The organism is Rugamonas brunnea (assembly GCF_014042345.1).
GTDB classification, from domain to species: domain Bacteria; phylum Pseudomonadota; class Gammaproteobacteria; order Burkholderiales; family Burkholderiaceae_D; genus Rugamonas; species Rugamonas brunnea.
The window spans coordinates 24595-47612 of the sequence record NZ_JACEZT010000015.1; the positions used below are offsets into that span (position 1 = coordinate 24595).

Annotated in this window: 26 protein-coding genes; 7 read left to right on the forward strand and 19 right to left on the reverse strand. The window is 66.0% G+C overall.

Features of this window, described 5'->3' with window-relative positions; all coding sequences use genetic code 11:
* Positions 1 to 3: 3 nt before the first annotated feature.
* Positions 4 to 474, forward strand: a complete 471-nt coding sequence (locus tag H3H37_RS19815; RefSeq protein WP_182165740.1) for a cyanophycin metabolism-associated DUF1854 family protein — start codon at positions 4 to 6, stop codon at positions 472 to 474.
* A gap of 6 nt (positions 475 to 480) precedes the next feature.
* Here the strand turns inward: H3H37_RS19815 and H3H37_RS19820 are convergent, their stop codons facing one another.
* Positions 481 to 1362, reverse strand: a complete 882-nt coding sequence (locus tag H3H37_RS19820) for a LysR family transcriptional regulator (RefSeq protein WP_182165741.1) — start codon at positions 1360 to 1362, stop codon at positions 481 to 483.
* A gap of 104 nt (positions 1363 to 1466) precedes the next feature.
* On the opposite strand from H3H37_RS19820, the gene H3H37_RS19825 reads away from it, so the two are divergent.
* Both H3H37_RS19825 and H3H37_RS19830 read left to right on the forward strand, forming a co-directional pair.
* Positions 1467 to 2090, forward strand: coding sequence for a glutathione S-transferase family protein (locus tag H3H37_RS19825; RefSeq protein ID WP_182165742.1), 624 nt, complete (start codon positions 1467 to 1469; stop codon positions 2088 to 2090).
* Positions 2091 to 2114: 24 nt separating this feature from the next.
* Complete coding sequence (locus tag H3H37_RS19830) at positions 2115 to 2753, forward strand: LysE family translocator (protein WP_182165743.1); 639 nt, start codon at positions 2115 to 2117, stop codon at positions 2751 to 2753.
* A 9-nt stretch (positions 2754 to 2762) separates the two neighbouring features.
* On the opposite strand, the gene H3H37_RS19835 is transcribed toward H3H37_RS19830, so the two are convergent.
* The 4 genes from H3H37_RS19835 to H3H37_RS19850 form a co-directional block, all read right to left on the reverse strand.
* Positions 2763 to 3071: a type II toxin-antitoxin system RelE/ParE family toxin gene (locus H3H37_RS19835; protein WP_182165744.1), complete on the reverse strand. Its 309-nt coding sequence runs from the start codon at positions 3069 to 3071 to the stop codon at positions 2763 to 2765.
* Between the two features lie 4 nt (positions 3072 to 3075).
* Positions 3076 to 3270, reverse strand: a complete 195-nt coding sequence (locus H3H37_RS19840) for a hypothetical protein (protein ID WP_182165745.1) — start codon at positions 3268 to 3270, stop codon at positions 3076 to 3078.
* Positions 3271 to 3383: 113 nt separating this feature from the next.
* Positions 3384 to 3749, reverse strand: coding sequence for a VOC family protein (locus H3H37_RS19845; RefSeq protein WP_182165747.1), 366 nt, complete (start codon positions 3747 to 3749; stop codon positions 3384 to 3386).
* A 118-nt stretch (positions 3750 to 3867) separates the two neighbouring features.
* Positions 3868 to 5601: a SulP family inorganic anion transporter gene (locus H3H37_RS19850; protein WP_182165749.1), complete on the reverse strand. Its 1734-nt coding sequence runs from the start codon at positions 5599 to 5601 to the stop codon at positions 3868 to 3870.
* Positions 5602 to 5873: 272 nt separating this feature from the next.
* Here H3H37_RS19850 and H3H37_RS19855 point away from each other — a divergent pair, with 272 nt between their 5' ends.
* Both H3H37_RS19855 and H3H37_RS19860 read left to right on the forward strand, forming a co-directional pair.
* Positions 5874 to 6830 (forward strand): PAT1 family protein, encoded by a 957-nt coding sequence (locus tag H3H37_RS19855; protein WP_182165751.1) that lies wholly within the window; start codon positions 5874 to 5876, stop codon positions 6828 to 6830.
* A gap of 107 nt (positions 6831 to 6937) precedes the next feature.
* Positions 6938 to 7783 (forward strand): substrate-binding periplasmic protein, encoded by an 846-nt coding sequence (locus tag H3H37_RS19860; protein WP_182165753.1) that lies wholly within the window; start codon positions 6938 to 6940, stop codon positions 7781 to 7783.
* Here H3H37_RS19860 and pcaF read toward each other — a convergent pair.
* The 3 genes from pcaF to H3H37_RS19875 are packed head-to-tail and all read right to left on the reverse strand — an operon-like array spanning position 7767 to position 10304.
* Entirely contained in the window at positions 7767 to 8978 is a 1212-nt protein-coding gene (gene pcaF / locus H3H37_RS19865; RefSeq protein ID WP_182165755.1) for a 3-oxoadipyl-CoA thiolase, read from the reverse strand. The genes H3H37_RS19860 and pcaF overlap by 17 nt on opposite strands.
* A gap of 16 nt (positions 8979 to 8994) precedes the next feature.
* Positions 8995 to 9639 carry a CoA transferase subunit B gene (locus H3H37_RS19870; protein ID WP_182165757.1) on the reverse strand — a complete coding sequence of 215 codons (645 nt, stop codon included), beginning with the start codon at positions 9637 to 9639 and terminating at the stop codon, positions 8995 to 8997.
* On the reverse strand, positions 9639 to 10304 hold the full coding sequence (locus tag H3H37_RS19875; protein WP_182165759.1) for a 3-oxoacid CoA-transferase subunit A: 666 nt from the start codon (positions 10302 to 10304) through the stop codon (positions 9639 to 9641). The genes H3H37_RS19870 and H3H37_RS19875 overlap by 1 nt, the downstream gene beginning before the upstream one ends.
* A 136-nt stretch (positions 10305 to 10440) precedes the next feature.
* On the opposite strand from H3H37_RS19875, the gene H3H37_RS19880 reads away from it, so the two are divergent.
* Positions 10441 to 11283: an IclR family transcriptional regulator domain-containing protein gene (locus H3H37_RS19880; RefSeq protein WP_182165761.1), complete on the forward strand. Its 843-nt coding sequence runs from the start codon at positions 10441 to 10443 to the stop codon at positions 11281 to 11283.
* Between the two features lie 105 nt (positions 11284 to 11388).
* On the opposite strand, the gene H3H37_RS19885 is transcribed toward H3H37_RS19880, so the two are convergent.
* On the reverse strand, positions 11389 to 12480 hold the full coding sequence (locus tag H3H37_RS19885; protein WP_182165763.1) for a porin: 1092 nt from the start codon (positions 12478 to 12480) through the stop codon (positions 11389 to 11391).
* Between the two features lie 131 nt (positions 12481 to 12611).
* Between H3H37_RS19885 and H3H37_RS19890 the strand changes: the two genes are divergently transcribed.
* Positions 12612 to 13130 (forward strand): cache domain-containing protein, encoded by a 519-nt coding sequence (locus H3H37_RS19890; RefSeq protein WP_182165765.1) that lies wholly within the window; start codon positions 12612 to 12614, stop codon positions 13128 to 13130.
* A gap of 36 nt (positions 13131 to 13166) precedes the next feature.
* Here the strand turns inward: H3H37_RS19890 and H3H37_RS19895 are convergent, their stop codons facing one another.
* The 10 genes from H3H37_RS19895 to H3H37_RS19940 form a co-directional block, all read right to left on the reverse strand.
* The gene (locus H3H37_RS19895; RefSeq protein WP_182165767.1) at positions 13167 to 14525 is read right to left on the reverse strand and encodes an MFS transporter; all 1359 of its coding nucleotides are present in this window, start codon (positions 14523 to 14525) and stop codon (positions 13167 to 13169) included.
* Between the two features lie 129 nt (positions 14526 to 14654).
* A complete protein-coding gene (locus tag H3H37_RS19900; protein ID WP_182165769.1) occupies positions 14655 to 15929 on the reverse strand; it encodes a benzoate/H(+) symporter BenE family transporter in 1275 nt (424 codons plus the stop codon).
* A gap of 95 nt (positions 15930 to 16024) precedes the next feature.
* Entirely contained in the window at positions 16025 to 16804 is a 780-nt protein-coding gene (gene pcaD / locus H3H37_RS19905; protein WP_182165770.1) for a 3-oxoadipate enol-lactonase, read from the reverse strand.
* 28 nt (positions 16805 to 16832) lie between these two features.
* Complete coding sequence (benD, locus tag H3H37_RS19910; protein WP_182165772.1) at positions 16833 to 17615, reverse strand: benzoate diol dehydrogenase BenD; 783 nt, start codon at positions 17613 to 17615, stop codon at positions 16833 to 16835.
* Positions 17612 to 18637, reverse strand: coding sequence for a benzoate 1,2-dioxygenase electron transfer component BenC (benC, locus tag H3H37_RS19915; RefSeq protein WP_182165774.1), 1026 nt, complete (start codon positions 18635 to 18637; stop codon positions 17612 to 17614). Before benC ends, benD begins: the two co-directional genes overlap by 4 nt.
* A 52-nt stretch (positions 18638 to 18689) precedes the next feature.
* Positions 18690 to 19181 carry a benzoate 1,2-dioxygenase small subunit gene (gene benB, locus H3H37_RS19920; RefSeq protein ID WP_182165776.1) on the reverse strand — a complete coding sequence of 164 codons (492 nt, stop codon included), beginning with the start codon at positions 19179 to 19181 and terminating at the stop codon, positions 18690 to 18692.
* Positions 19178 to 20548 carry a benzoate 1,2-dioxygenase large subunit gene (gene benA, locus H3H37_RS19925; protein ID WP_182165778.1) on the reverse strand — a complete coding sequence of 457 codons (1371 nt, stop codon included), beginning with the start codon at positions 20546 to 20548 and terminating at the stop codon, positions 19178 to 19180. Before benA ends, benB begins: the two co-directional genes overlap by 4 nt.
* Positions 20549 to 20562: 14 nt before the next feature.
* Complete coding sequence (catA, locus tag H3H37_RS19930; RefSeq protein ID WP_182165780.1) at positions 20563 to 21483, reverse strand: catechol 1,2-dioxygenase; 921 nt, start codon at positions 21481 to 21483, stop codon at positions 20563 to 20565.
* Positions 21484 to 21534: 51 nt separating this feature from the next.
* A complete protein-coding gene (gene catC / locus H3H37_RS19935; RefSeq protein WP_182165782.1) occupies positions 21535 to 21825 on the reverse strand; it encodes a muconolactone Delta-isomerase in 291 nt (96 codons plus the stop codon).
* Between the two features lie 39 nt (positions 21826 to 21864).
* The gene (locus tag H3H37_RS19940) at positions 21865 to 22974 is read right to left on the reverse strand and encodes a muconate/chloromuconate family cycloisomerase (protein WP_182165784.1); all 1110 of its coding nucleotides are present in this window, start codon (positions 22972 to 22974) and stop codon (positions 21865 to 21867) included.
* Between the last annotated feature and the right edge of the window lie 44 nt (positions 22975 to 23018).

The following is a 23018-nucleotide window of genomic DNA, read 5'->3' on the forward strand; positions in this document are numbered from 1 at the left end:
ACCATGACCACTACCCGCTTTGAATTAGTCCGCAACCCGTTTGGCCGCCTGGTGCTCACCACCGAGGATGGCCAGGTGTTCGAGAACGTGGCGCCGGCGCGCGCCTTCCCCGTGCAGGCGCCGCAGGAGGGCATCGCCCTGGTGTGCAGCGATGGCAAGGAGGTCGGCTGGATCGACAAGCTCGACGACCTACCGCCGGCCATCGCCGCGCTGGTGCGCGAGGAACTGGGTGGACGCGAGTTCATGCCCGAGATCTCGCGCATCGTCAGCGTGACCAGCTACGCCACGCCGTGCACCTGGAAGGTCCACACGGACCGGGGCGACACGGAATTCGTGCTGCGCGGCGAGGAAGACATACGCCGCATCGGCCCTGATACCCTGTTGGTATCGGACATCCACGGCATCCACTTCCTGATCCGCGACGCGCACGAGCTGGACAAGCACAGCAAGAAGATCCTGGACCGCTTCCTGTAACCGGGATTACAAACCAAACCGCCCCATCACGAAGTCGATAAAACTGGTCTGCTTGGGCGTGGCCTGGCGGTCGCGCGGATAGACCAGGTGCATGGGGCGCGCCGGCGGCACATGCTCCTGCAGCAGCCGCACCAGCTGGCCGCTGCGTAACTCCTCCTGCAACACGATTTCAGCCTGCATCACGATGCCCAGGCCGGCCAGCGCGGCGCGCTTCAGCGCTTGCCCGTTGTTGGAGCGGAAGCGGCTCTGTGGCGGCGTACATTGCTGATCGCCGCCATCGAGACGCCAGCGCACGAGGCGCTTCCAGTGCAGGAAGTCCAGGCATTGGTGCTGCGCCAGGTCGGCCGCCGTGCGCGGCCAGCCGTTGCGCTCAAGGTAGGATGGCGCGGCGCAGATCACCATGCCGTAAGCCCGCAGCGGGCGCGCCACCAACGCCGAATCGTCCAGCGTGCCGATGCGGATGGCCGCGTCGAACCCTTCATCGACGATGTTGACCACGCGCGGCCCCAGATCCAGATCGACCGACACTTCGGGATGCTGCGCCAGATAATCGGCCAGCGCCGGCGCCAGGCACTCACTGCCGAATGCCACCGGCGCGCTCACCTTGAGCGTGCCGCGCGCCTCGCTGCGCATGGCTTCCGCGCCCGTTTCCGCCTGCCGCACCAGACTCAGTATCTGCAAGCATTGCTGGTGGTAGCGCGCGCCGATCTCCGTGAGGGCCTGGCGGCGCGTGGTGCGCGTGAGCAGGCGCGCGCCCAGTTGCTGCTCCAGGCTGGCGATGTGCTTGCCCACCATGACAGTCGACATGTCCAGCTGGCGCGCCGCCGCCGTGAAGCTGCCCGCGCTCACCACCGCTGCGAACACTTCCATACCGCGCAATCTGTCCATGCTAATTATGCAGCCATAGTTAATAGTATTAAAAATTATAGGTTATTTATCGAATGACCATACCCTGCCATACTGTCATTGTTCGCAACACAAGGAGAACCATCATGCTGACCATCCTCGGACATGCCGTATCCATCAATGTGCGCAAGGTGCTGTGGACTTGCGCCGAACTGGATCTGGAATACACGCTCGACGCGTGGGGCGGCACCAGCCGGTCCACGTCCAGTCCCTCGTTCCTGGCGCTGAACCCGAACGCCACCGTGCCCGTGCTGCGCGACGGCGATCTGGTGCTGTGGGAATCGAATACGATCTGCCGCTACCTGGCCGCGCGCTACGGCGACGGCGCCCTGCTGCCGACGGCGCCCGGGCCGCGCGCGCAAGTGGAACAATGGATGGACTGGCAGGCCACGGACCTCAACAGCGCGTGGCGCTATGCCTTCATGCACCTGGTGCGGCGCAATCCCGCGTTCAGTGACGCGGCGGCGGCAGAGGCCAGCGCGCAGGAATGGAACCGCCGCATGACCATCCTCGATGGCCAACTGGCGCACACCGGCGCCTACGTGGCTGGCGCGGAATTCTCACTGGCCGACATCGTGATTGGCTTGTCCGTGAACCGCTGGCTGCTGTCGCCCATCGCGCGTCCGGAACTGGCGGCCGTAGCGGCCTACCACGAACGCTTGCTGCAACGGCCCGGCTATGCAGCCCATGGTGCCAACGGCCTGCCTTGAACTTAACGACACTGTCCACTGAAGATGACCATATCGACCTGGCTGCTCTTTCTGAGCATCTCCCTGCTCACCACCTTCTCGCCCGGCCCGGGGGTGCTGCTGGCCATCGCCAACAGCGCCACGCTGGGGCCGCGCAAGGCCATGTGCAGTTCGCTGGGCAATGCGCTCGGCATCCTGATGGTCGCCATGCTGTCGGTGACGGTGGTGGGCTTGCTGTTCAAGACGTCGGCCACGGCCTTTCTGGCGCTGCGACTGGTGGGCGGCGGCTATCTGATCTGGCTCGGCTGGCGCCAGTGCGGCAAGCAATCCTTCAGCGCGGCACCGGCCGGTCAGCACGCGCATGCCGCCGCGGCGCGCGACCAGAGCGGCTGGCAGACGGCGGGCCAAGGGCTGCTGGTGGCGCTCACCAATCCCAAGAGCCTGATGTTCTTCATCGCCCTGTTCCCCCGCTTCATGGCCGGCGATGACGGCGGCGGCACGCGGTTCGCCCTGCTCACCGCCACCTTCGCCGCCTGCGCCATGCTGTCGCACCTGACCTACATCGCGCTGGCCCGGCCCGTGCTCAGCTTCATGGCCAGCGGCCGCCGCGCGCGCCTGTTCAACGGCGCCACGGGGCTGCTGCTGATCGGACTGGGCTTGTCGATGTTCACCATGCAGCGATAAAAGTCCGATTCAGCGCGCAACGAGGTCTGCAGAGAGGTCACGTCGCTCGTGCAGCACGCGCAATACATCAACCAAGTCGCCGTCGATGCGGTAAAAAATCAGCAACGGGAAATGGTCAAGCTGCCAGACGCGCAGCGAATGATCAGCCAGGAAATGCGCGTAACGGGGCGAGCCCATGCCGGGTTGCCCGCACAGCCCCTGCAGCGTGAATTCCAGCTCGGTGACAAACCGTTCCGCAAGCCCGGTAGAGATTTCGTTGTAATAGTCAGTGATCTCCAGCACGTCCCTTCTGGCGATGGGAGCGAGCTTGAATTCCATGAGGCTATCGCTTGGGACGAATGCGTGCGCGCAGTTCCTCGGCCAGCGCCGCGACGCTCGTTTTAGGTGAAGGGCCGCTATTGATGCCTTCCATGACGAGCTCGTACAGCCGCCGCTCCGCTTCGTTTTGCGGACCAACGACGTCGGCGTCTGGCGGCACCTGGAATGCTGAGGGCGCTTTGGTGGTGGGGGTGGTCATCGGTGAATTATAGGCTGATTCGCTATGCGGCGTTTTAGGATAGCGCAATCGCAACCTGCGGGCTCAACGTCCGCAGGCCCCGATTCCGACGCCGTAACAACGACTGCGCCGCCTCACTCCGGCGCGAACACGCGCAGCCGGTGGCCGTCGCGGTCCAGCGCCACGAAGGTGTAGCCGAAATCCATCTGCACCGGACGCTGGGCGATGCTCACGCCGCGCTCCACCCAGTCGGCATAGATGTCATTGACGGCGCTGCGGTCGGCCTGGGCGAACGCGATCTCCGCGCCGCCGCCGGACGCCATCGCTACCGGCTGCACCGTGTGGCGCGCCCACAGCCCCAGCTTGAGCCCGGACTTGAGCGCGAACAGCGCAAAGGTGGGCGATGCCTCCACCGGCGCCACGCCCAGCAGATCAGTGTAGAAGGCGGCGCTGGTTTGCGGGTTGTCCACGTACAGCAGGATGAAATTGGGGTCGATCATGATGAGCTCCGCATAGCATAGGTTCAAAGTGTTGCGCGCTTGTGACGTCGCGAAACATTATGCTAAGGGCAAGCGCTGACAGTTTCTGTCAGTAGCGTTTAAGTAGACACCCCGCCCTTCAATCATGCTTGTTGGCGAAGAAATGCTTGCTCACGTTGACCAGCTTTTCCGCCTGCAAGGTCACCGCCGAGCGCTTGCGGCCGCCATGGGCGACCTCATCCTTGCAGCGCGCCAGTGCCGCGCCGAACTCCTGCTGGTAGTCGGATGGCCCCAGCACGTCGAACAGGTCGGCCTTCTCCAGCTTGGCCTTGACGCGCTCGTTGGCTTCGCACAGCAGCACGCGCACGCCGCGCGCCTGCATCTTGCGCACCACTTCCTCCAGCGTCTGGATGCCCGTGATGTCCATGAACGGCACGTGGCGCAGGCGGATGATGAGGATGTGCGGTTCGGTATGGGTCTGGATCAGGGCCCGCTCGAAATTCTCCACGGCGCCGAAGAACACCGGCCCTTCGATGCCATACACCAGCACGCCCGGCGGCAGCGCCGGCAAGCCCTGCTCCGCCAGTTCCTGGGCCAGTTGCTTTTCCGTCTGCGGGTTGACTTCCACGGAACTGGACATGCGGCGCAGGAAGTGCATGGTGGCCAGGATCACGCCGATGTTGACGGCCACCACCAAGTCGGCGAACACCGTCAGCAGGAAGGTGATGACGAGGATCACCACGTCGGCCCGCGGCGCGCGCCGCACCATGCGCACGAAGTGCTTGATCTCACTCATGTTGTAGGCCACCACGAACAGGATGGCGGCCAGCGCGGCCAGCGGCACACTGGCCGCCAGCGGCGCGAGCGCCAGCACGATCAGCACCAGCGTGATGGAATGGACAATGCCGGCCAGCGGGCTGGAACCGCCGTTGCGGATGCTGGTGGCCGTGCGCGCGATGGCGCCAGTGGCGGCAAAACCGCCGAACAACGGCGCGACGATGTTGGCCAGCCCCTGTCCGATCAGCTCCTGGTTGGAATCGTGGCGGGTGCCCGCCATGCCGTCCGCCACCACGGCAGACAGCAGCGATTCGATCGCGCCCAGCATGGCGATGGTGAACGCGGGGCTGATTAATTCAACGATGCGCGCCAGCGACACGGTCGGCAGCTTGAAGCCGGGCAGTTGCTGCGGGATGCCGCCGAACGCGCTGCCGATGGTGGCCACGCCGTCGAACCGGAAGACAACGTAGACCACGGTGGTCACCACCATCGCCACCAGCGGTCCCGGCACGTGGCGCAAGCCCGGTATGCGCGGCGAGAGCAGCACCAGCAGCAAACTCAGCACGGCCAGGCCCGTGGTGGCCAGGTGCAACTGGGGCAGGATCTGGATCAGATTCCACAACTTTTCGTGGAAGTGGCCAGCGTCGACGGGATGCAGGCCAAAGAAATACTTCCACTGCCCCACCCAGATGATGACGCCGATGCCGGCCGTGAAGCCGACGATGACGGGCGCGGGAATGAAGCGGATCACGGCGCCCATGCCGGCGAAGCCCATGGTGACCAGCATCAGGCCCGCCATCAGCGTGGCCACCTGCAAACCGTCGATGCCGTAGCGGGCCGTCACGCCGGCCAGGATGGCGATGAAGGCGCCCGTCGGGCCGGCGATCTGGGCCCGCGTGCCGCCGCAGGCCGATACCAGCGCGCCGGCCACGATGGCCGTGTACAAGCCCTGCTCGGGCCGGGCGCCGGACGCGATGGCGAACGCCATGGCCAGCGGCAGCGCCACCACGCCAACAATCACGCCAGCGACCACATTGCGCAGCAACTGGCTGCGCGCAAACAAGCCGGCGCGATGCGCCGCGACGATACCGATCATGCTCATCCTTCGCTGTGGCCGGACTACGGGCCGTTGCTGTCCATAATACGACAGCGGCGCGCAAAATGGGACCGCCTGTTGCCACGGCCGCGCACGGTAGCCGTGCCCCGGCACGGCACGCATCCTTCCATTCTGCTAGCATGAGGTCGTACCAACGCCCATCCAAACGCACATGCAAACCCGCATGCAATCGCGAAAGAGCGCTGCGATCAAGGGCAACGATCAAGGGCAGCGCCGGCGCAGGCGCCGGCAGCGCCCCGGAGGAACCGAACATGAGAAACCGACTACTGCTTTGCTGGCTGCTGGCAGGCGCGCCCCTGGTGGGCAGCGCGGCCACGTATGTCAGTGTGAACTTCAACCTCTCCACCTACCCCGAACTGGCGCCGGTGCCGGGCTACCCGGTCTACTATGCGCCCCGGCTGCGTGCCAACTTCTTCTTTTATGACGGCCTGTACTGGCTGCTGAGCGGCGATAGCTGGTATGTCAGTTCCTGGTACAACGGCCCCTGGTCCTACGTGGGGCCGGACGCCGTGCCACTGTTCATCCTGCGCATACCCGTGCGCTACTACCTCGCCCCGCCCGTCTATTTCGTAGACTGGCGCCGCGATGCGCCACCCATGTGGGGCCGCCACTGGGGACCGGACTGGGAACGCCGCCATGAAGGCTGGGAGCGCTGGAACCAGCGCGCCGTGCCGGCCCGCGCGCCGCTGCCCACTTATCAACGCCAGTATGCGGGCAGCCGCTATCCGCAGCCTGCCCAGCAGCAAACCCTGCAAAACCAGCATTACCGCTACCGCCCGCACGACGCGGTGGCGCAACAGCACTTCCAGGCGCCGGGACCCGCGCCGTTCACCGCGCCGGAACGCCAGCACGCGCCGCCGGGCCGGCAGGAACACGGGCAGCAGCAGCAGCGTCCGCCACAGCAGGAGCATGGGCAGCAGCGTCCACCGCAACAGGAGCACGGGCAACAGCGACAGCAGCCGGTCCCGTACTATGGCCAGCCGCCCCACGCGCCGCAACCATTACCGTCGCCGCCGCCCAATCGCATGGAGACCAACCGCCCGCCTCCGCAACGCGAGCAGGGTCCATACCAGCAAGCGATGCCGCAAGGACATGGAGCGCCACCGCGCGAGGCGGCGCCACGGCCCGAGCGTGGAGAAGAGCGCCGCGGGCCGCCAGCCAGGCAGAACGAAGGCCGGCGCGACAAGGATCAACACGACGAGCGCTGACGGCCTGTGTTGTACTGGCCCTGTTTCCTGACCGGATGTCGTATTGATGACTGGAAAGTTCGCAAGCCGTCCAGTAAGATGGCGCTTCCGGCCGTCCAGGAATCCGCATGAGAATGACCACCATCGCCCTGTCCACGATCGCCCTGCTGACTGGCTGGGCGTACGGGGCTGCGCGCGCCACGCCGCTGGCGCCGGAACAGGTGATCCGGGTGTGCGGGCAAATCGCCGAATGGCCGCCCTACCTGTATTTCAAGCGCGACATTGGCGGGCCGACCGATGAGGTGACCGGCTATTCGGCCGAGATGCTGCAACTGAGCCTGGAACGCAAGGGTTTACGCTACACGTTCGACATGCTGCCGTGGCGGCGCTGCACGGAATCGGTCCGGCTCGGCATGCACGACATGATGACGGACCTGGCCAACAACCCGGAGCGGAGCCACACCTACCTGGTGAGCAAGCCGTACTACAGCCAGCACCTGGTCTATTTTTACGACCTGGCGCGCCCCAGGCCGGCCGTCGACACGGCGCCGGACCTGAAAAAACTGCGGCTGTGCGGCATCAACGGCTATACCTACGCCGCGTTCGGCCTGAACCCGGCGCACATGGACACTGGCTCGCAAGACCTGATCCAGTCCCTGCTCAAGCTCAAGAACAACCGTTGCGACGCCGTGCCGGAACGGCTGGAGATCGCGCTGGGCTACCAGGCACTGGGCAAGGTCGATTTCAAGGTGCTGGGCATCGCCTACGGCGCCCTGCCGGATCTGGCGCCATCGCCGTTCCACATGATGGTAAGCCGCAATGTGCCCTACGCGGCCGAACTGCTGGATGTGATCAACGACGGCATCGACATCCTCGGCCGCAACGGCGAAGCGAAGCGGCTGGCGGCCAAGTACGGCATCGCCGATCCTGGCCTGGGCAAGCCGCCGCGCCGCCCCGTTACACGCGTTCGATGACGATGGCGATGCCCTGTCCCACGCCGATGCACATGGTGCACAGGGCATAGCGTCCTCCGCTCCGCAGCAACTGGTACATGGCCGTGGTGACCAGCCGCGCGCCGCTCATGCCCAGAGGATGACCGAGCGCGATGGCACCGCCATAGGGATTGACGCGCGGATCATCGTCACGCAATCCCAGCGCGCGCAGCACGGCCAGCCCCTGCGACGCGAAAGCTTCATTGAGCTCGATGACGTCCATCTGATCCAGGGTCATGCCCAGCTGGCGCAGCAGCTTTTGCGTGGCCGGCGCCGGGCCGATGCCCATCACGCGCGGCGCCACGCCGGCCGTGGCCATGCCGACGATGCGGGCGCGCGGCGTCAAGCCATGCCGGCTCGCTGCCTGCGCATTGGCCAGCAGCAGCGCGCAGGCGCCATCGTTGACGCCGGACGCATTGCCGGCGGTGACGCTGCCATCGGGCCGCACCACGCCCTTGAGTTTGGCCAGCGCTTCCGGGGTGGTCTCGCGCGGATGCTCGTCCTGCGCGAAGAGGACAGGCTCGCCCGCGCCGCGCCGGGCCGGCGGCAGCGTGACCGGCACGATCTCGTCCGCGAACAGGCCGTCGCGCTGGGCCCGCGCCGTCTTCTGCTGGCTGGCCAGCGCGAAGCGGTCCTGGTCGGCGCGGCTGATGGCGTAATCGTCGGCCACGTTTTCCGCCGTCTCCGGCATGGCGTCCACGCCGTACAACTCCTTCATCAACTTGTTGGGGAAGCGCCAGCCGATGGTGGTGTCGTAGATGGCCGCGTTGCGCGAGAAGGCCGCATCGGCCTTGCCCATCACGAACGGCGCGCGCGTCATCGATTCGACGCCGCCGGCGATCATCAGGCCGGCGTCGCCGGACATGATGGCGCGGGCCGCCGTGCCCACCGCGTCCATGCCGGAACCGCACAGGCGGTTGACGGTCGAACCGGGCACTTCCAGCGGCAGGCCGGCCAGCAGCAAGGACATGCGCGCCACGTTGCGGTTATCCTCGCCGGCCTGGTTGGCGCAGCCGTAGATCACGTCGTCGACCTCGTTCCAGCGTACGGACGGATTGCGGCGCATCAGTTCGCGCAGCGGGATGGCGCCCAGGTCGTCGGCCCGCATGTCCTTCAGGGCGCCGCCGTAGCGGCCGATGGGGGTGCGGATCGCGTCGCAAATAAAAGCTTGATTCATCAAGTATTCCTCTCTATCAGAGCGTGGGAGGCAGCAACCGCGCGCCGGTGACGGCCTGCAGCTGCTCAAAAGTGAGGCCGGGCGCCATCTCGCGCACGGCCAGGCCGGCCGGGGTGACGTCCAGCACGGCCAGGTCGGTGTAGATGCGGTCCACGCAGGCCACGCCCGTGAGCGGGTAGGCGCACTGCGCCACGATCTTGCTCTCGCCGCTCTTGGTCTGGTGGTCCATCATCACGAACACCTGCTTGGCGCCGATGGCCAGGTCCATCGCGCCGCCGACGGCGGGAATGGCGTCCGGCGCGCCCGTGTGCCAGTTGGCCAGGTCGCCGTTGGCCGCCACCTGGAAGGCGCCCAGCACGCAGATGTCGAGGTGGCCGCCGCGCATCATGGCGAACGAATCGCCGTGGTGGAAGTACGCGCCGCCTGTCAGCAGCGTGACGGGCTGCTTGCCGGCGTTGATCAGGTCTTCATCCTCGTCGCCGGGTGCGGGTGCGGGGCCCATGCCGAGCAGGCCGTTTTCGCTGTGCAGGAACACTTCGCGTTCGGGCGGCAGGTAGTTGGCCACCTTGGTCGGCAGGCCGATGCCCAGGTTGACGTAGGCGCCTTCGGGAATGTCCTGCGCCACGCGGGCGGCGATCTGGTCGCGGGTGTAGCGGTTCATTATGCGGCCTCCTTCACGATGCGCTGTACGAAAATGCCGGGCGTGACGATCACTTCCGGGTCCAGTTCACCAAGCGCCACCACCTGGCGCACCTGGGCGATGGTGGTCTTGGCCGCCATCGCCATGATGGGGCCGAAGTTGCGGGCCGTTTTGCGGTACACCAGGTTGCCCCAGCGGTCGCCGCGCAGCGCCTTGATCAGCGCGAAGTCGGCGTGGATCGGCGACTCCAGCACATACATGCGGCCGTTGATCTCGCGCGTCTCCTTGCCCTCGGCCAGCAGCGTGCCGTAGCCGGTGGGCGAGAAGAAGCCGCCGATGCCGGCGCCGGCGGCGCGGATGCGTTCGGCCAGGTTGCCTTGCGGCGTCAGTTCCAGCTCGATCTTGCCGGCCCGGTACAGGGCGTCGAAGTGGTGCGAGTCGGCCTGGCGCGGGAACGAGCAGATGATCTTGCGCACCCGGCCCGCCGCCAGCAGCGCGGCCAGCCCCGTGTCTCCGTTGCCGGCGTTGTTGTTGACGATGGTGAGCTCGCGCGCGCCCTGCTCGATCAGCGCGTCGATCAGCGCCGAGGGCATGCCGGCATTGCCGAAGCCACCGATCATGACAGTCGCGCCGTCGTGCACATCGGCCACGGCGCGCTGTAGTGATTCAAAAGTTTTGTCGATCATATTTCCGCCTTGATTTCCGAGTTGTGCGATTATCGAACTAATGATTGATAACCGCACACTCAGTGTAATGAGGGTGAACCGTCGCGGTCAAGAAAAAAACAACTATCGATTCCGGCGGCTGCATTAAAATCACGCCATGTCCAAGACCACCAAAGCCATCCAACCGCCCGTCGCCGACCCGGCGCCGGAGCGCGAACCGACCATCTCCGAGCAGATCGACGCCCTCACCGATCCCAGTTTCATGACCTCGCTGGCGCGTGGCCTGGCGGTGGTGCAGGCCTTCAGTGATTCGCGCAAGCCGCAGACCATTGCCAACATCAGCCAGAAGACGGGCATTCCCCGCGCGGCCGTGCGGCGCTGCCTGCACACGCTGCGCCAGCTCGGTTATGTCGACGCGGAGCTGAACAACTTCTCGCTGCGGCCCAAGGTACTCACGCTTGGCTATTCGTATCTGTCGTCCACGCCGCTCACGGTGTCGGCCCAGCCCTACCTGAACAACATCAGCCGCACCCTCAACGAATCGAGCTCGCTGGCCGTGCTGGACGACGACGAGGTGCTGTACGTGGCGCGCGCCGCCACGTCGCGCGTGATGTCGGTGGCGCTCAACACGGGCAGCCGGCTGCCGGCCTACTGCACCTCGCTGGGCCGCGTGCTGCTGGCCCATTTGCCGCCCGATGAACTGGACCAGTACCTGGCGCGCACCAAGCTGCGGCCCATGACGGAGCACACCGTCACCTCCGTCAAGCGGCTGCGCGAAGTGCTGGCCGGCGTGCGCCAGGCTGGCTACGCCGTCAATGACGAGGAACTGGAACTGGGTCTGCGCTCGATCGCCGTGCCCGTGCGCGGCGCGTCCGGCAAGGTGCTGGCGGCGCTGAACGTGGGCGCGCAAGCGGCCCGCGTCAGCGTCCAGCAACTGGAGCAGGAATTCCTGCCGGTGCTGCAACGCGGGGCGCAGGAGCTGGCCATTCTGCTGCCTTAGCGGATACGTCGTTCCCGCGCAGGCGGGAACCTATAGCCAACGTACTTAGACGCTCAGCATGGGTTCCCGCGTTGGCGGGAACGACGAGTTACTGGCCCTGGCCGCTCAGAACGTGTGCCGCAAGCCCGCCATCACGCCGTTCTGCGACCGGCCCACACCCACCGTACCGCCCGCATCGAGCGCGATGGCCGACAGGCCGCTGTTCTTCATGTGCCCCACGCTGCCATAGACCGCCGTGCGCTTGGACAGGTAGTAGCTCAAACGCGCCACCAGCATCGTCGCATCGGCATCACTGTGCTTCACGTCGCGTTTGGCCACCTGCGCGTCGAGCGTGGCCTGCGGTGCCACCGGATAGCTGACGCCGAAGTAGTACAGATCCGATTCCGTCAGCCCGGTGGCCGCGTGCGTGGTGCGTTCCACCACACCGCCCGCCAGCTTGGCCGCGCCGGCCATGAAGTAGCCGTTCACGGTCACGCGGCGGTCGCTGTTGTCGCTGCTGGTCAGGCCATTGGCCGCGCCCACGTTGCCGTACATGATGTCGTAGGAAGCATTGAGACCGTATGCCTTGGTCTCGTAGCCGAGCAGGCCCGTGATCTGGCGGCAGGCTTTGGCGTTGCCGGGCACTTCACCGGGGCAGTTGGTGGCGGACGGACCGCCGGCGGCCGAGCCATCGCGCCCCGTGCTGTAGGTGGCGCCCACCACCACATCGTTGAAGTAGCCCAGGTAGCCGATCGCGTTATCACTGCGCGCATTGGGCAGGTACGGGTCGATGCTGTTAATCGAGAACAGGTTTGGTCCCAGCACGTCCGACTTGGTCAAGGCAATGTAGGTCATATTGATCTGGCGGCCCAGCGTCAGCGTGCCGTAACGCCCCTTCAGGCCCACCGACGCCTGGCGTCCGAACAGGCGGTTGCCCTGCCCCATGCTGCCGGTGTCCATCGCCAGGCCAGATTCCAGCGTGAACACGGCCTGCAGGCCATCGCCCAGATCCTCGGCGCCACGGAAACCCAGCCGCGACGGGAAAGAGCCCGTCAGCGAGGGCATCTTGGTCACCGCGTCGCCTGCAGCGTTGGTGTTGGTCATGTGGGCCAGGCCCGTGTCCAGCAGGCCGTAGACGGTGACGGTACTTTGCGCCATGGCGCCGCTCGCGGTGGTTGCAGCCAACAGCGCGAGTGCGCAACGGATCGTGTTTTTCATGCTTTGCTCCTTGGTTATTATGGTGTGCGATAACCGCCCAATGGGTTGTTAATCGCACATTGATTCGCTACTATGGGCGGGCACAACCACTTTCAAGACAGTGCACATCCCCCGCCCGCACCGCCCGCCGCATGGCGCGCGGCCATGCGGATCACACTCAGTTCCAAGCACGGCAACCTCAGAGGAGATACACCATGACGATACAAAAACTGCTGACCCTCGCAACGCTGGCGGCAGCCGCCACCACCATCGCCCCGGCGGCGCTGGCGACGCCGGAAGACAGCGTCCAGCAACTGGTCAAGAAGGCCATCGGCCACCTGAAGGCCAGCGGTCTGCAGCAGGCCTGCGCCGATTTCGGCGACCCGGCCAAGGGCTACATGGCCGGCGAATCCTATGTCTTCATCCAGGACATGCACGCCAAAATGGTGTGCAATCCGTCCAATCCACGCATCGTCGGCAAGGACCTGTCCGAGCTGCGCGACACCGACGGCGTCGCCTTCAGCAGCGACATGGTGCGCATCGCCAAGGCATCCGGCAGCGGCTGGGTCGAATACAAATGGGTCAACCCGGCCACCAAGCAGCTGCAGAAGAAGAAGTCCTATGTCGAGCGCAGCGACGACTACGTGGTCGGTTCCGGCTTCTACAAGTAAGCCGGGACACCGTCACCGCCGCTGCTCCGCTGTTCCTCAGGCAGCGGCGGTGCGCAAGCCGCCCTCGCCCTCGCGTACTTCCTTGATGGCCGACGCCGAGCGGCCATGCCGGATCAGCGACACGGCGATCGTCGCGATCACGGCCGGGATGGAAATGGCCATGAAGTTCTGTTCCAGCGGCAGCGCCAGGCCGACCAGCGTGCCGATGGCGATCGGTGCGATGATCGCGCCGCTGCGGCCCACACCGGAGGCCCAGCCGATGCCGGTGGAACGGACCGCCGTCGGATAGAACTGGCCCGCATAGGCATAGGTGACGATCTGGGTGCCGATGGTGGAGGCGCCGGCCAGGCCGACCAGCACGAACAAGGCAGCCGTGGGCACCTTGAAGCCCAGCAGCGTGATCGACACGGCGGCCAGCGCGTACATGCCCACCAGGACGTACTTGATGTGGAAACGGTCGGCCAGCCAGCCGCCGCCGATGGCGCCGATCACGGCGCCGAAGTTCAGCACCAGCACGAAGGTCAGCGCGGAACCGAGGCTGTAGCCGGCATTGGCCATCAGCTTGGTCAGCCAGGAACTGAGCGCATACACCATGAACAGGCACATGAAGAAAGCCACCCAGAACATGACGGTGCTGAAGCCGCGGCCATCCTGGAACAGCTTGCGGATCGGGGCGCCCTCGATCTTGTCGTGCGCCGCCACCACGAACTGGTCACGCTCGCCCGGCAGGTAGCCCGGCGCGATGCGCGTGAGGATCTGCTTGAGCTCTCCCGTGCGCTGGTGACGGATCAGGAACGGCATCGATTCCGGCAAGCCTTTCAGGATGAACGGGATCAGCACCACCGGCGCGCCGGCGGCCAGGAACACGGACGACCAGCCGTAAGACTCGATCAGTCCCTTGCCCAGCAAGGCCGCCAGCATGCCGCCCACCGCATAGCCGCTGAACATCAGCGTGACCATGGTGGCGCGGATTTTGCGCGGCGAGTATTCCGTCATCTGCGCCACCACATTCGGCATGACGCCGCCGATGCCCAGGCCGGCCAGGAAGCGCATGGCACTGAACACGTAAGGGTCCTGCGTCAACCCCGCTGCCGCCGTGAACACGCTGAACAGGGCCAGGCAGATGGCGATGGCGTGGCGGCGGCCGATGCGGTCGGCGACGGTGCCGAGGAAGATGGCGCCGAACATCATGCCGAACAGGGCCGAACTGACCATGAAGCCCGCGTTCTGGGCCGTCACGCCCATCGCCTTCATGATCGACGGCAGCGCGATACCGGCGACGGCCAGGTCGTAACCGTCGCAGATAATGATGATGGCGCACCACGCCAGCACGCCGGCATGGAAGCGGTTGAAGCGCGCCCCGTCGGCAAGTTTGTGGACATCGATTTGCTGCATGATAGCTGCCTCCCTTGTGTTGTAGGTGTGTGGGTACTGCGGTGAAAAAGACGATCGAACAGGGTGGCCCACGCCGCCGGGGCATGGGTCACGCGATTTGGACTTGCTGGTTTGGCTGACTGCGTTGGCTTACTTCGGCGCGGCGGCAACCGGCGGCGGGTCGGCCCGCAACAGGCGGTGCGCAATGACGCCGATCAGGATGCCCCAGAACGCCGAGCCCAGGCCGAGGAAGGTCATGCCGGAAGCCGTGGCCAGGAAGGTCAGCACGGCGGCATCGCGTTCCGGCGCGGAGGCGATATGGACCAGGTTGACCGTGACCGGCCCCAGCAGGGCCAGCCCGGCCAGCGTGACGATCAGTTCATGGGGCAAGGCGCCGAACAGCATCACGACCGAGCCGCCGCAGGCGCCGGCCAGCAGGTAGAACAAGCCGTTCGAGATGCCGGCGATGTAGCGTTTGGCCGGGTCTTCGTGCGCGTCGCGGCCCGTGCACATGGCGGCCGTGATGGCGGCGATGGCGATGGTGATGCCGCCCACCAGCGCCGTCGCCAGCGAAGCCAGGCTGTTGACGACGATGATGGAACGCACCGGGCTGTCATAGCCGCTGGAGCGCAGGATGGCCATGCCGGGCAGGTACTGGCCGGTCAGCGTCGTCAGCACCAGCGGCAAGGCCAGGCTGAAGGTGCTGGTCCACGACCACGACGGCGCGATGAACTGCGGCGTGACCAGCTCGAAACGCACGCCGGAAAAATGGGTCTGCCCCGTCAGGCCCGCGATGGCGGCGCCCGTGACGAGCAGCAGCACCACGCAGTAACGGGGGAACAGGCGCTTGTAGACGAGGAAGGACACGATCATGCCGCCGGTGAGCAGCGGCAGCGTGCTACTGCCTTTGAACGCATTCAGGCCGAACGGCAGCAGGATGCCCGCCATCATGCCGCTGGCGATGCCCTTGGGGATGTGCGCCATCAGCCGGTTGAAGCCACCCGACAGGCCGATGATCAGCAACAGCACGGCGGCGGTGATGTAGGCGCCCACCGCCTCGTGGATGGACAGGCCGGGGAACAGCGGGATCAGCAGCGCCGTGCCGGGCGCCGACCAGGCCGTGATGACGGGCGCCTTCATCACCCAGCTCAGCAAAATGCCCGACACGGCCGCGCCGATGGCGATGCCCCACACCCACGAGGCGAACATTTCATTCGACAGGTGCGCGGCCTGGGCGGCCTGGTAGAAGATGGTCAGCGGGCCGGCAAGCGACACCAGCACGGCCAGAAAGCCGGCGGCGACGGCGGAGATGGACCAGTCAGCGAACCACCCGGACCTGCGCGCGCCAACCGCGCGGTCATTGGATGGTTCCGGTATCTCGTCGGGGCGCAACGGCTCCTGCCTGCGCTGGGCGTTTGGATGCATCGGTGTCTCCTGCTGTCGTTATGGTTGGCCGCCGGTTATGGGTGGCGGTCCGTTCACGGCGGCTTGTGCCGCCGCTTGTCTGTTGCCCTGCTGTTTCAGGCGGCCAGGAAGCGCGACAAGGCCTCGCTGAACGCCGGTGCCGCCTCGATGTTCGAAATATGCGACGCCGCCAGCGTCACCAGCCGCGCGTCCGGGATAGCCTCGCGCATGGCCTGCGCATCGGCCACCGTCGTCACCGGATCGGCCGCCCCGGCGATGATCAGCGTGGGCACGCGGATTTCCCCCAACTGCGCGCGCAGGTCGGCCAAGGCCAGCGCTTCGCAGCAGGCCGCGTAGCCTTCCGCACTGCCGGCGCGCAGCGTTTCGGCCAGCGCCGTCACCGTCAACGGGTCCTGCGTGGCAAAGTCCGGCGTGAACCAGCGCCCCGGCGCGCCGGCGGCGATGCCGTCCAGCCCTTCCCTGCGCGCCAGCGCGGCACGCTCGCGCCAGCCGGCCTCGGTGCCGATGCGGGCCGCCGAATTGGCGATCACCAGCTTGCGCAGCCGCTGCCGCGCGTGGATGCCCAGCCACTGCGCCGTGGCGCCACCCATCGAGATGCCGCAGAAATGGGCGCGTTCGATGTCGAGATGGTCGAGCACCGCCAGCGCATCCTGCCCCAGCTGCGCCAGGCTGTACGGCCCGGGCGGCGCGGCGGACCGGCCATGGCCGCGCGTGTCGTAACGGATCATGCGGAACTGGCCGCGCAGGCTGTTGACCTGTAGCTGCCACATGCGCCAGTCCGTGCCGAGCGAGTTGGAGAACATCAGCGCCGGCAAGCGGGGATCGCCCTCTGTTTCAAAATGGATCTCGGTGTCGGTGGTACGAACGACTGGCATGAACTGGCTCCTGCTGCAAAAAGATGGATTAACCCTGGTCGCCGCCACCGACCGGCAGCACGGTGCCGGTGATGTAGGACGCTTCGCTCGACGCGAGGAACAGGATGGCGCGCACTTGCTCATCGATGGTGCCGTAGCGGTGCATCAGGCTGCTGGCCACGGTCTGGTCCACGATGCCCTGGTACCACTCCTGCTCCTGCGCGCTGAGCGGCTTCTCGTTGCGCGGGATGCGGCGCGGCGGCGCCTCAGTGCCGCCGGTGGCCACCGCGTTGACGCGGATGCCATCCTGCGCGTGTTCCATCGCCAGGCTGGCCGTCATGGCGTTGACGCCGCCCTTGGATGCCGCATACGGAATGCGGTAGATGCTGCGGGTGGCGATCGAAGAGACGTTGACGATCACGCCCTGCTTGCGCGCCACCATGTCCGGCAGCACGGCGCGGCAGCACCACAGCGTCGGGAACAGCGAACGCCGCACCTCGGCCTCGATCTGCTCGGGCGTGTATTCCTGGTAGGGCTGGGCCCAGATGGTGCCGCCCACATTGTTGATCAGCACATCGACCCGGCCGTAGGCGGCCAGCGACGCCGCCACCAACTGTTCGGCGCCGGCCCAAGTCTCCAGGTCCACCCTGGACACCAGCGCCAGCGCGCCCAGCGCCTGCACTTCGGCCGCCACTTCTTCCACCAACTGCGAGCGGTCGGCCAGCACCAGCTGCGCGCCCTCCTGCGCCAGCGCCAGCGCCACACCCCGGCCTATGCCCTGGGCCGCGCCCGTGACGATGACCACCTGTCCTTCAAAACGTCGCGCGCTCATGCTGCCACCTCGCTGCTGGCCGAGAACTTCTCGAAATAGAAATTAGCCGGGGTCACGCCGCATTCGGCCAGCCAGCGCCGCACCGCGTCCACCATCGGCACCGGGCCGCAAAGGTACAGATCGACGTCGCCACCGTTCAGCCATGCCGGATCGACGTGTTGGGTCACATAGCCCTTGCGCGGATGGGGACTATCGACCGACGCCACCACCGTGCGGTAGCTGAACTGCGGGTGGCTGGCCGCGATGCGTTCCAGGTGGTCGAGCGCGACCAGGTCCACGTCGTTGGTGACACCGAACACCATGCGCACCGGCTGGCGGAAGCCGCTGGCCGCCAATACCTGCAACATCGACAGGAACGGCGCGATGCCCGTGCCGCCGGCCAGCAGCAGCAACGGGCGCTTCACTTCGCGCAGGTAGAAGCTGCCGTAGGGGCCGGAGAACGAGATCGGCTGGCCGACCTGCGCATCGTGCGCCAGGAAGGTGCTCATGCGGCCCTGCGGCACGTTGCGCACCACGAAGTCGTAACGGCGCGATCCGGGCGCGGAGCTGAACGAATAGGAGCGCGTGAGCGAGGTGCCCGGCACTTCGACGTTCACGTACTGGCCGGACAGGAAGCCCACGTCGGCGCCCTCCTCCAGTTCGATCGAAAAGCCCAGCGTCGTCTCCGACAGGCGCTTGACCTGCGCCAGGCTGCCGTCGTAACGGGACACGCCCGTCTTGCAGGCCGCCGAGGTGGCGGGGATGCGCACCACGCAGTCCGAGGTCGGCTTCATCTGGCAGGCCAGCACGTGGCGCTGGGCCGCTTCCTCCGGCGTCAGCGCGTCCTCGATGTAGCTCGACTCGGGCATGTCGTAGCTGCCCGACTCGCACAAGCCGCGGCAGGTGCCGCACGCGCCATCGCGGCAATCGAGCGGAATGTTGACCTTCTGGCGGTATGCGGCGTCGGCCAGCTTTTCATTGTCGTTGCAAGAAATGAAGCGGGTCACCCCGTCTTCGAATTGCAGTGCGATGCGGTAGCTCATCGTCTGTCTCCCAGTTTCTGTTGCGGTATGGCGGTTGCGGCGGTCTTGCGTCCTACAGGTGATAGATGTCGATCACCTGGTGGATGTAGTCGTTCTTCAGCACCACGTACTTGTTCGTGATCAGCGGCTGCGGGCCGGAGAAGTCGATCTCGTAACGCATCATGCCGAAGTGGCTGAAGTCGGTCTGGTAGCGGTGGCTCAGCGTATGCCAGTTGAAGCGCACCGTGACCCGCGCGCCGTCCTGCCGCTCGATCTCCACGTTGGAGATGTTGTGGCTGGTGCGCGTATCCGGAATGGTGGCGCTCGAACGTTCGGTCTTGATGCGGAACACGCGGTCTTCCAGGCCCTGGCGGGTCGGGTAGTAGATCAGCGAAATCTCGCGCTGCGGATTGCTGATCAACTCCCCGTCGTCGTCCCACGACGGCATCCAGTACTGGACCTCCGGGTGGTAGCACGCCAGCCACTCATCCCACTGCTGGTCGTCCAGCAGGCGGCTTTCGCGGTACAGGAAAGCGCAGATATCGGTGATGGAAATCGCGTTCATGCCTGCTCCCCTTCGCTGCGCACGGCGCGCTGCATCACTTCCAGCCAGTAGCGGTGCTGGATCGTGTACAGGCCCTCGTCCTCCGTCTTCAGGCCGCTCATCACCGGCTTCAGGCCAATTTCACGGGCGGCCGCATCGGCGCCTTCTATCCAGTGCTCGCTGCCACGGCACATGTCGTTCCATTCCAGCGCGCTGCCCATGTAGCCCTGCTGGCAGGCGCGGAATTCTTCCAGGTCGTCCGGCGTGGCCATGCCGCTGACGTTGAAGAAGTCCTCGTACTGGCGGATGCGGCGGGCGCGGGCCTCGTCCGATTCGCCTTTCGGCGCGATGCAGTAGATCGTCACTTCCGTCTTGTCGACCGAGATCGGGCGCAGCAGGCGGATCTGCGATCCGAACTGGTCCATCAGGTACACGTTCGGATACAGGCACAGGTTGCGCGAACGGCCTATCATCCAGTCGGCCGTGGCGCCGCCGAAGCGCTGCGCGTATTCCTCGCGACGCGGGAAGTTGGGCCGGTCCTGCGGATTGGCCCACTGGGTCCACAGCAGCATGTGACCATGCTCGAAGGCGTAGAAACCGCCGCCCTGCTTGCCCCACTTGCCCGCATCCATGGCGCGGATATTGTCCGGACGCTTCTCCGATTCATCCTTGCGGCGATTGGTGGTGGCCGCGTAGTTCCAGTGCACGGCCGACACGTGATACCCATCCGCCCCGTTCTCGGCCTGCAGCTTCCAGTTGCCCTCGAAGGTGTAGGTCGAGGAGCCGCGCAGCACTTCCAGCCCGTCCGGCGACTGGTTGACGATCATGTCGATGATCTTGCCCGCCTCGCCCAGGAATTCAGCCAGCGGCGCCACGTCGGGATTGAGGCTGCCGAACAGGAAGCCCTTGTAGCTCTCGAAACGCGCCACCTTCTTCAGGTCGTGCGAACCTTCCTTGTTGAAGCAGTCCGGATAACCGGCATCCTCGGGGTCCTTCACCTTCAGCAGCTTGCCGTTGTTGTTGAAGGTCCAGCCGTGAAACGGGCAGGTGTAGGTGGCCTTGTTGCCGCGCTTGTGGCGGCACAACTGCGCACCGCGGTGGGTGCAGGCGTTGATGAAGGCATTCAGCTCACCCTGGCGGTTGCGCGCGATGAACACCGGCTGGCGCCCGATATGGGTGCTGTAGTAGTCGTTGTTCTCCGGGATCTGGCTTTCATGGGCCAGGTAGATCCAGTTGCCTTCGAAGATGTGCTTCATCTCCAGTTCGAACAGGGCCGGGTCGGTAAAGGCGCTGCGGTGCAGGCGATAGTCGCCGCGCTCCTTGTCCTCGACCAGGAAGCCGTCCAGGCTGTCCAGCCTGGGCGCGGCGGCGGGATGGATGGGGATCATGATCTCGCTCTCCCTCAGGCGGCGGCGCGCACGCGCTCCACCACAGCGGCAGGGGCCACCGGCGTTTCAGCGTACAGCTGGAAGTCGAAGTCGATCTCGGCGTACGGCGTCTGCAGGCCCTTGGTGGCGATGGCGGCCGGCTCGGTCACGTGGCGCACCGATGGCACCAGGCCTTCGCGGCTGGCGAACGCGAAGTCGTCCCACAGGTACTTGTCGCCTTCGATGTTGATCTGGGTGGTCAGCTTGCGCTGGCCGTCGGCGCTGACGAAGAAGTGGATGTGGGCGGGACGGTTGCCGTGGCGGCCCAGCTGGTCCAGCAGGCGCTGGGTGGTGCCTTCCGGCGGGCACGAGTAACCGACCGGCAGGATGCTGCGGAACTGGTAGCGGCCTTCGCCGTCGGCGATGATGGTGCGGCGCAGGTTGAAGTGCGACTGCGTCTTGTCAAAGAAGGAGTAGTTGCCCAGCAGGTTGCAGTGCCACACTTCGACCTTGGCGCCCGGCAGCGGCTTGCCGTCCTGGTCGCGCACGGTGCCCTGCATGAACAACACTTCGGCGTTGTCGCTCTCGGTGCCGTCGTCCAGGCGGGCGTAGCCCTTGCTCTCGGGGGCGCCGGCCACGTACAGCGGGCCTTCGATGGTACGCGGGGTGCCGCCCGTCAGGCCGGCTTTCGCTTCGGCTTCGTCGGCGCGGATGTCGAGGAAGCGCTCCAGGCCCAGGCCCGGCGCCAGCAGGCCCAGTTCATTGCGGGCGCCTGCTTCGCTCATGTATTCCAGGCCTTTCCAGAATTCGCTGGGCTGGATGTCCAGGTCTTCGATCGCTTTGCACAGGTCGCCCACCAGGCGCAGCACAACCTGCTGCACGCGCGGGTTCACGGGGCCGGTGGCCTTGTCGCAGATCCAGCCCTTAACCAGGGTATCGATGTCGTTATGGGTCATGCTAGTCTCCTTCAGTTGAGGTGGGGGGGTGTTGGGTTCAGGTGTGGAAGTTCAGGCGTCGCCGTCGCGCACCGACGAGGGGTGGCGGCACAGCGGCATGATCTCGATCTGCATGTACGGGAACAAGGGCAGCGATGTGAGCAGCGCATGCAGTTCGTCCACGCTGGGCACGTCGAAGATGCTGACGTTGGCGTACTGGCCGGCGATGCGCCACAGGTGGCGCCACTGGCCGCTGCGCTGCAGGCTCTGGGCCAGTTCGCGCTCGGTTTTCTTGAGTTCTTCGGCCTGGGCCGGCGGCATGGCCGGCGGCAGGTTCACATTCATGCGTACGTGGAATAACATCGTGCTCTCCTCTTGTCCGTGGTTCGATATGCTGCGTGATCAATGGCGGCGCAGGTCGCGCAGCTTGTCCATGTCCGGCGCCACGCCCAAGCCGGGGCCGGTGGGCACCTGCAGCATGAAGTCCTTGTAGACCAACGGCGTGCGCAGCACTTCCTCGGTCAGCAGCAAGGGGCCGAACAACTCGGTGCCGAAAGCCAGCTCGCCGAAGGTGGAAAACAGGTGGGCCGAGGCGGCCGTGCCGATGCCGCCTTCCAGCATCGTGCCGCCATACAAGCTGATGCCGGCCAGTTGCGCCACCGTCGCCACCTGCGCGGCCGGCACCAGGCCGCCGGACTGGGTGATCTTGACGGCGAAGACGTCGGTCGCTTCGTTGCGGGCGAAGGCCAGCGCATCGAGCGGGCCATGCAGGGCCTCGTCGGCCATCAGGGCCACGGCGAAGCGCTGCGTCAGGCGGGCCATGGCGGCCATGTGTTCGGCCCGCACCGGCTGCTCGATCAGGTCGACCCCGCCCGCCTCCAGCGCCGCGATGCCGCGCACCGCGTCCAGTTCGGACCAGGCCTGGTTGACGTCCACCCGCACGCTGACGCTGTCGCCCAGCGCTTTTTTAATGGCCAGCACGTGGGCCACGTCGTCGGCCACCGGACGGCTGCCGATCTTGAGTTTGAAGATGTTGTGGCGGCGCAGTTCCAGCATCTTTTCCGCCTCCGCGATGTCCTTGGCCGTGTCGCCGCTGGCCAGGGTCCAGGCCACGGGCAGCGCGTCGCGCACCCGGCCGCCCAGCAGTTCGCTCAGCGGCACACCCAGGCGGCGCGCCTGCGCGTCCAGCAGCGCCGTCTCGATGGCGCACTTGGCGAAGCGGTTGCCCTGGATGACCTTGCGGATTTTTGCCATGGCCTTGGCCACCTGGCTCGCCTCCATGCCGATCAGCAGCGGCGCGATGTGGGCATCGATATTCGCCTTGATGCTGTCCGGGCTCTCCTCGCCATAATTGAGGCCACCGATGGTGGTCGCCTCGCCCCAGCCTTCGATCCCGTCGGCGCAGCGCACCCGTACCAGCACCAGGGTCTGGGTGTGCATGGTCGCTACGGACAGACGGTGCGGACGGATCGTCGGGACCTCTGCCAGGATGACTTCGATGTTCGTGATCATATTTAATTTGTATAATGGGTCGCAATGGATACACGATATGTCAC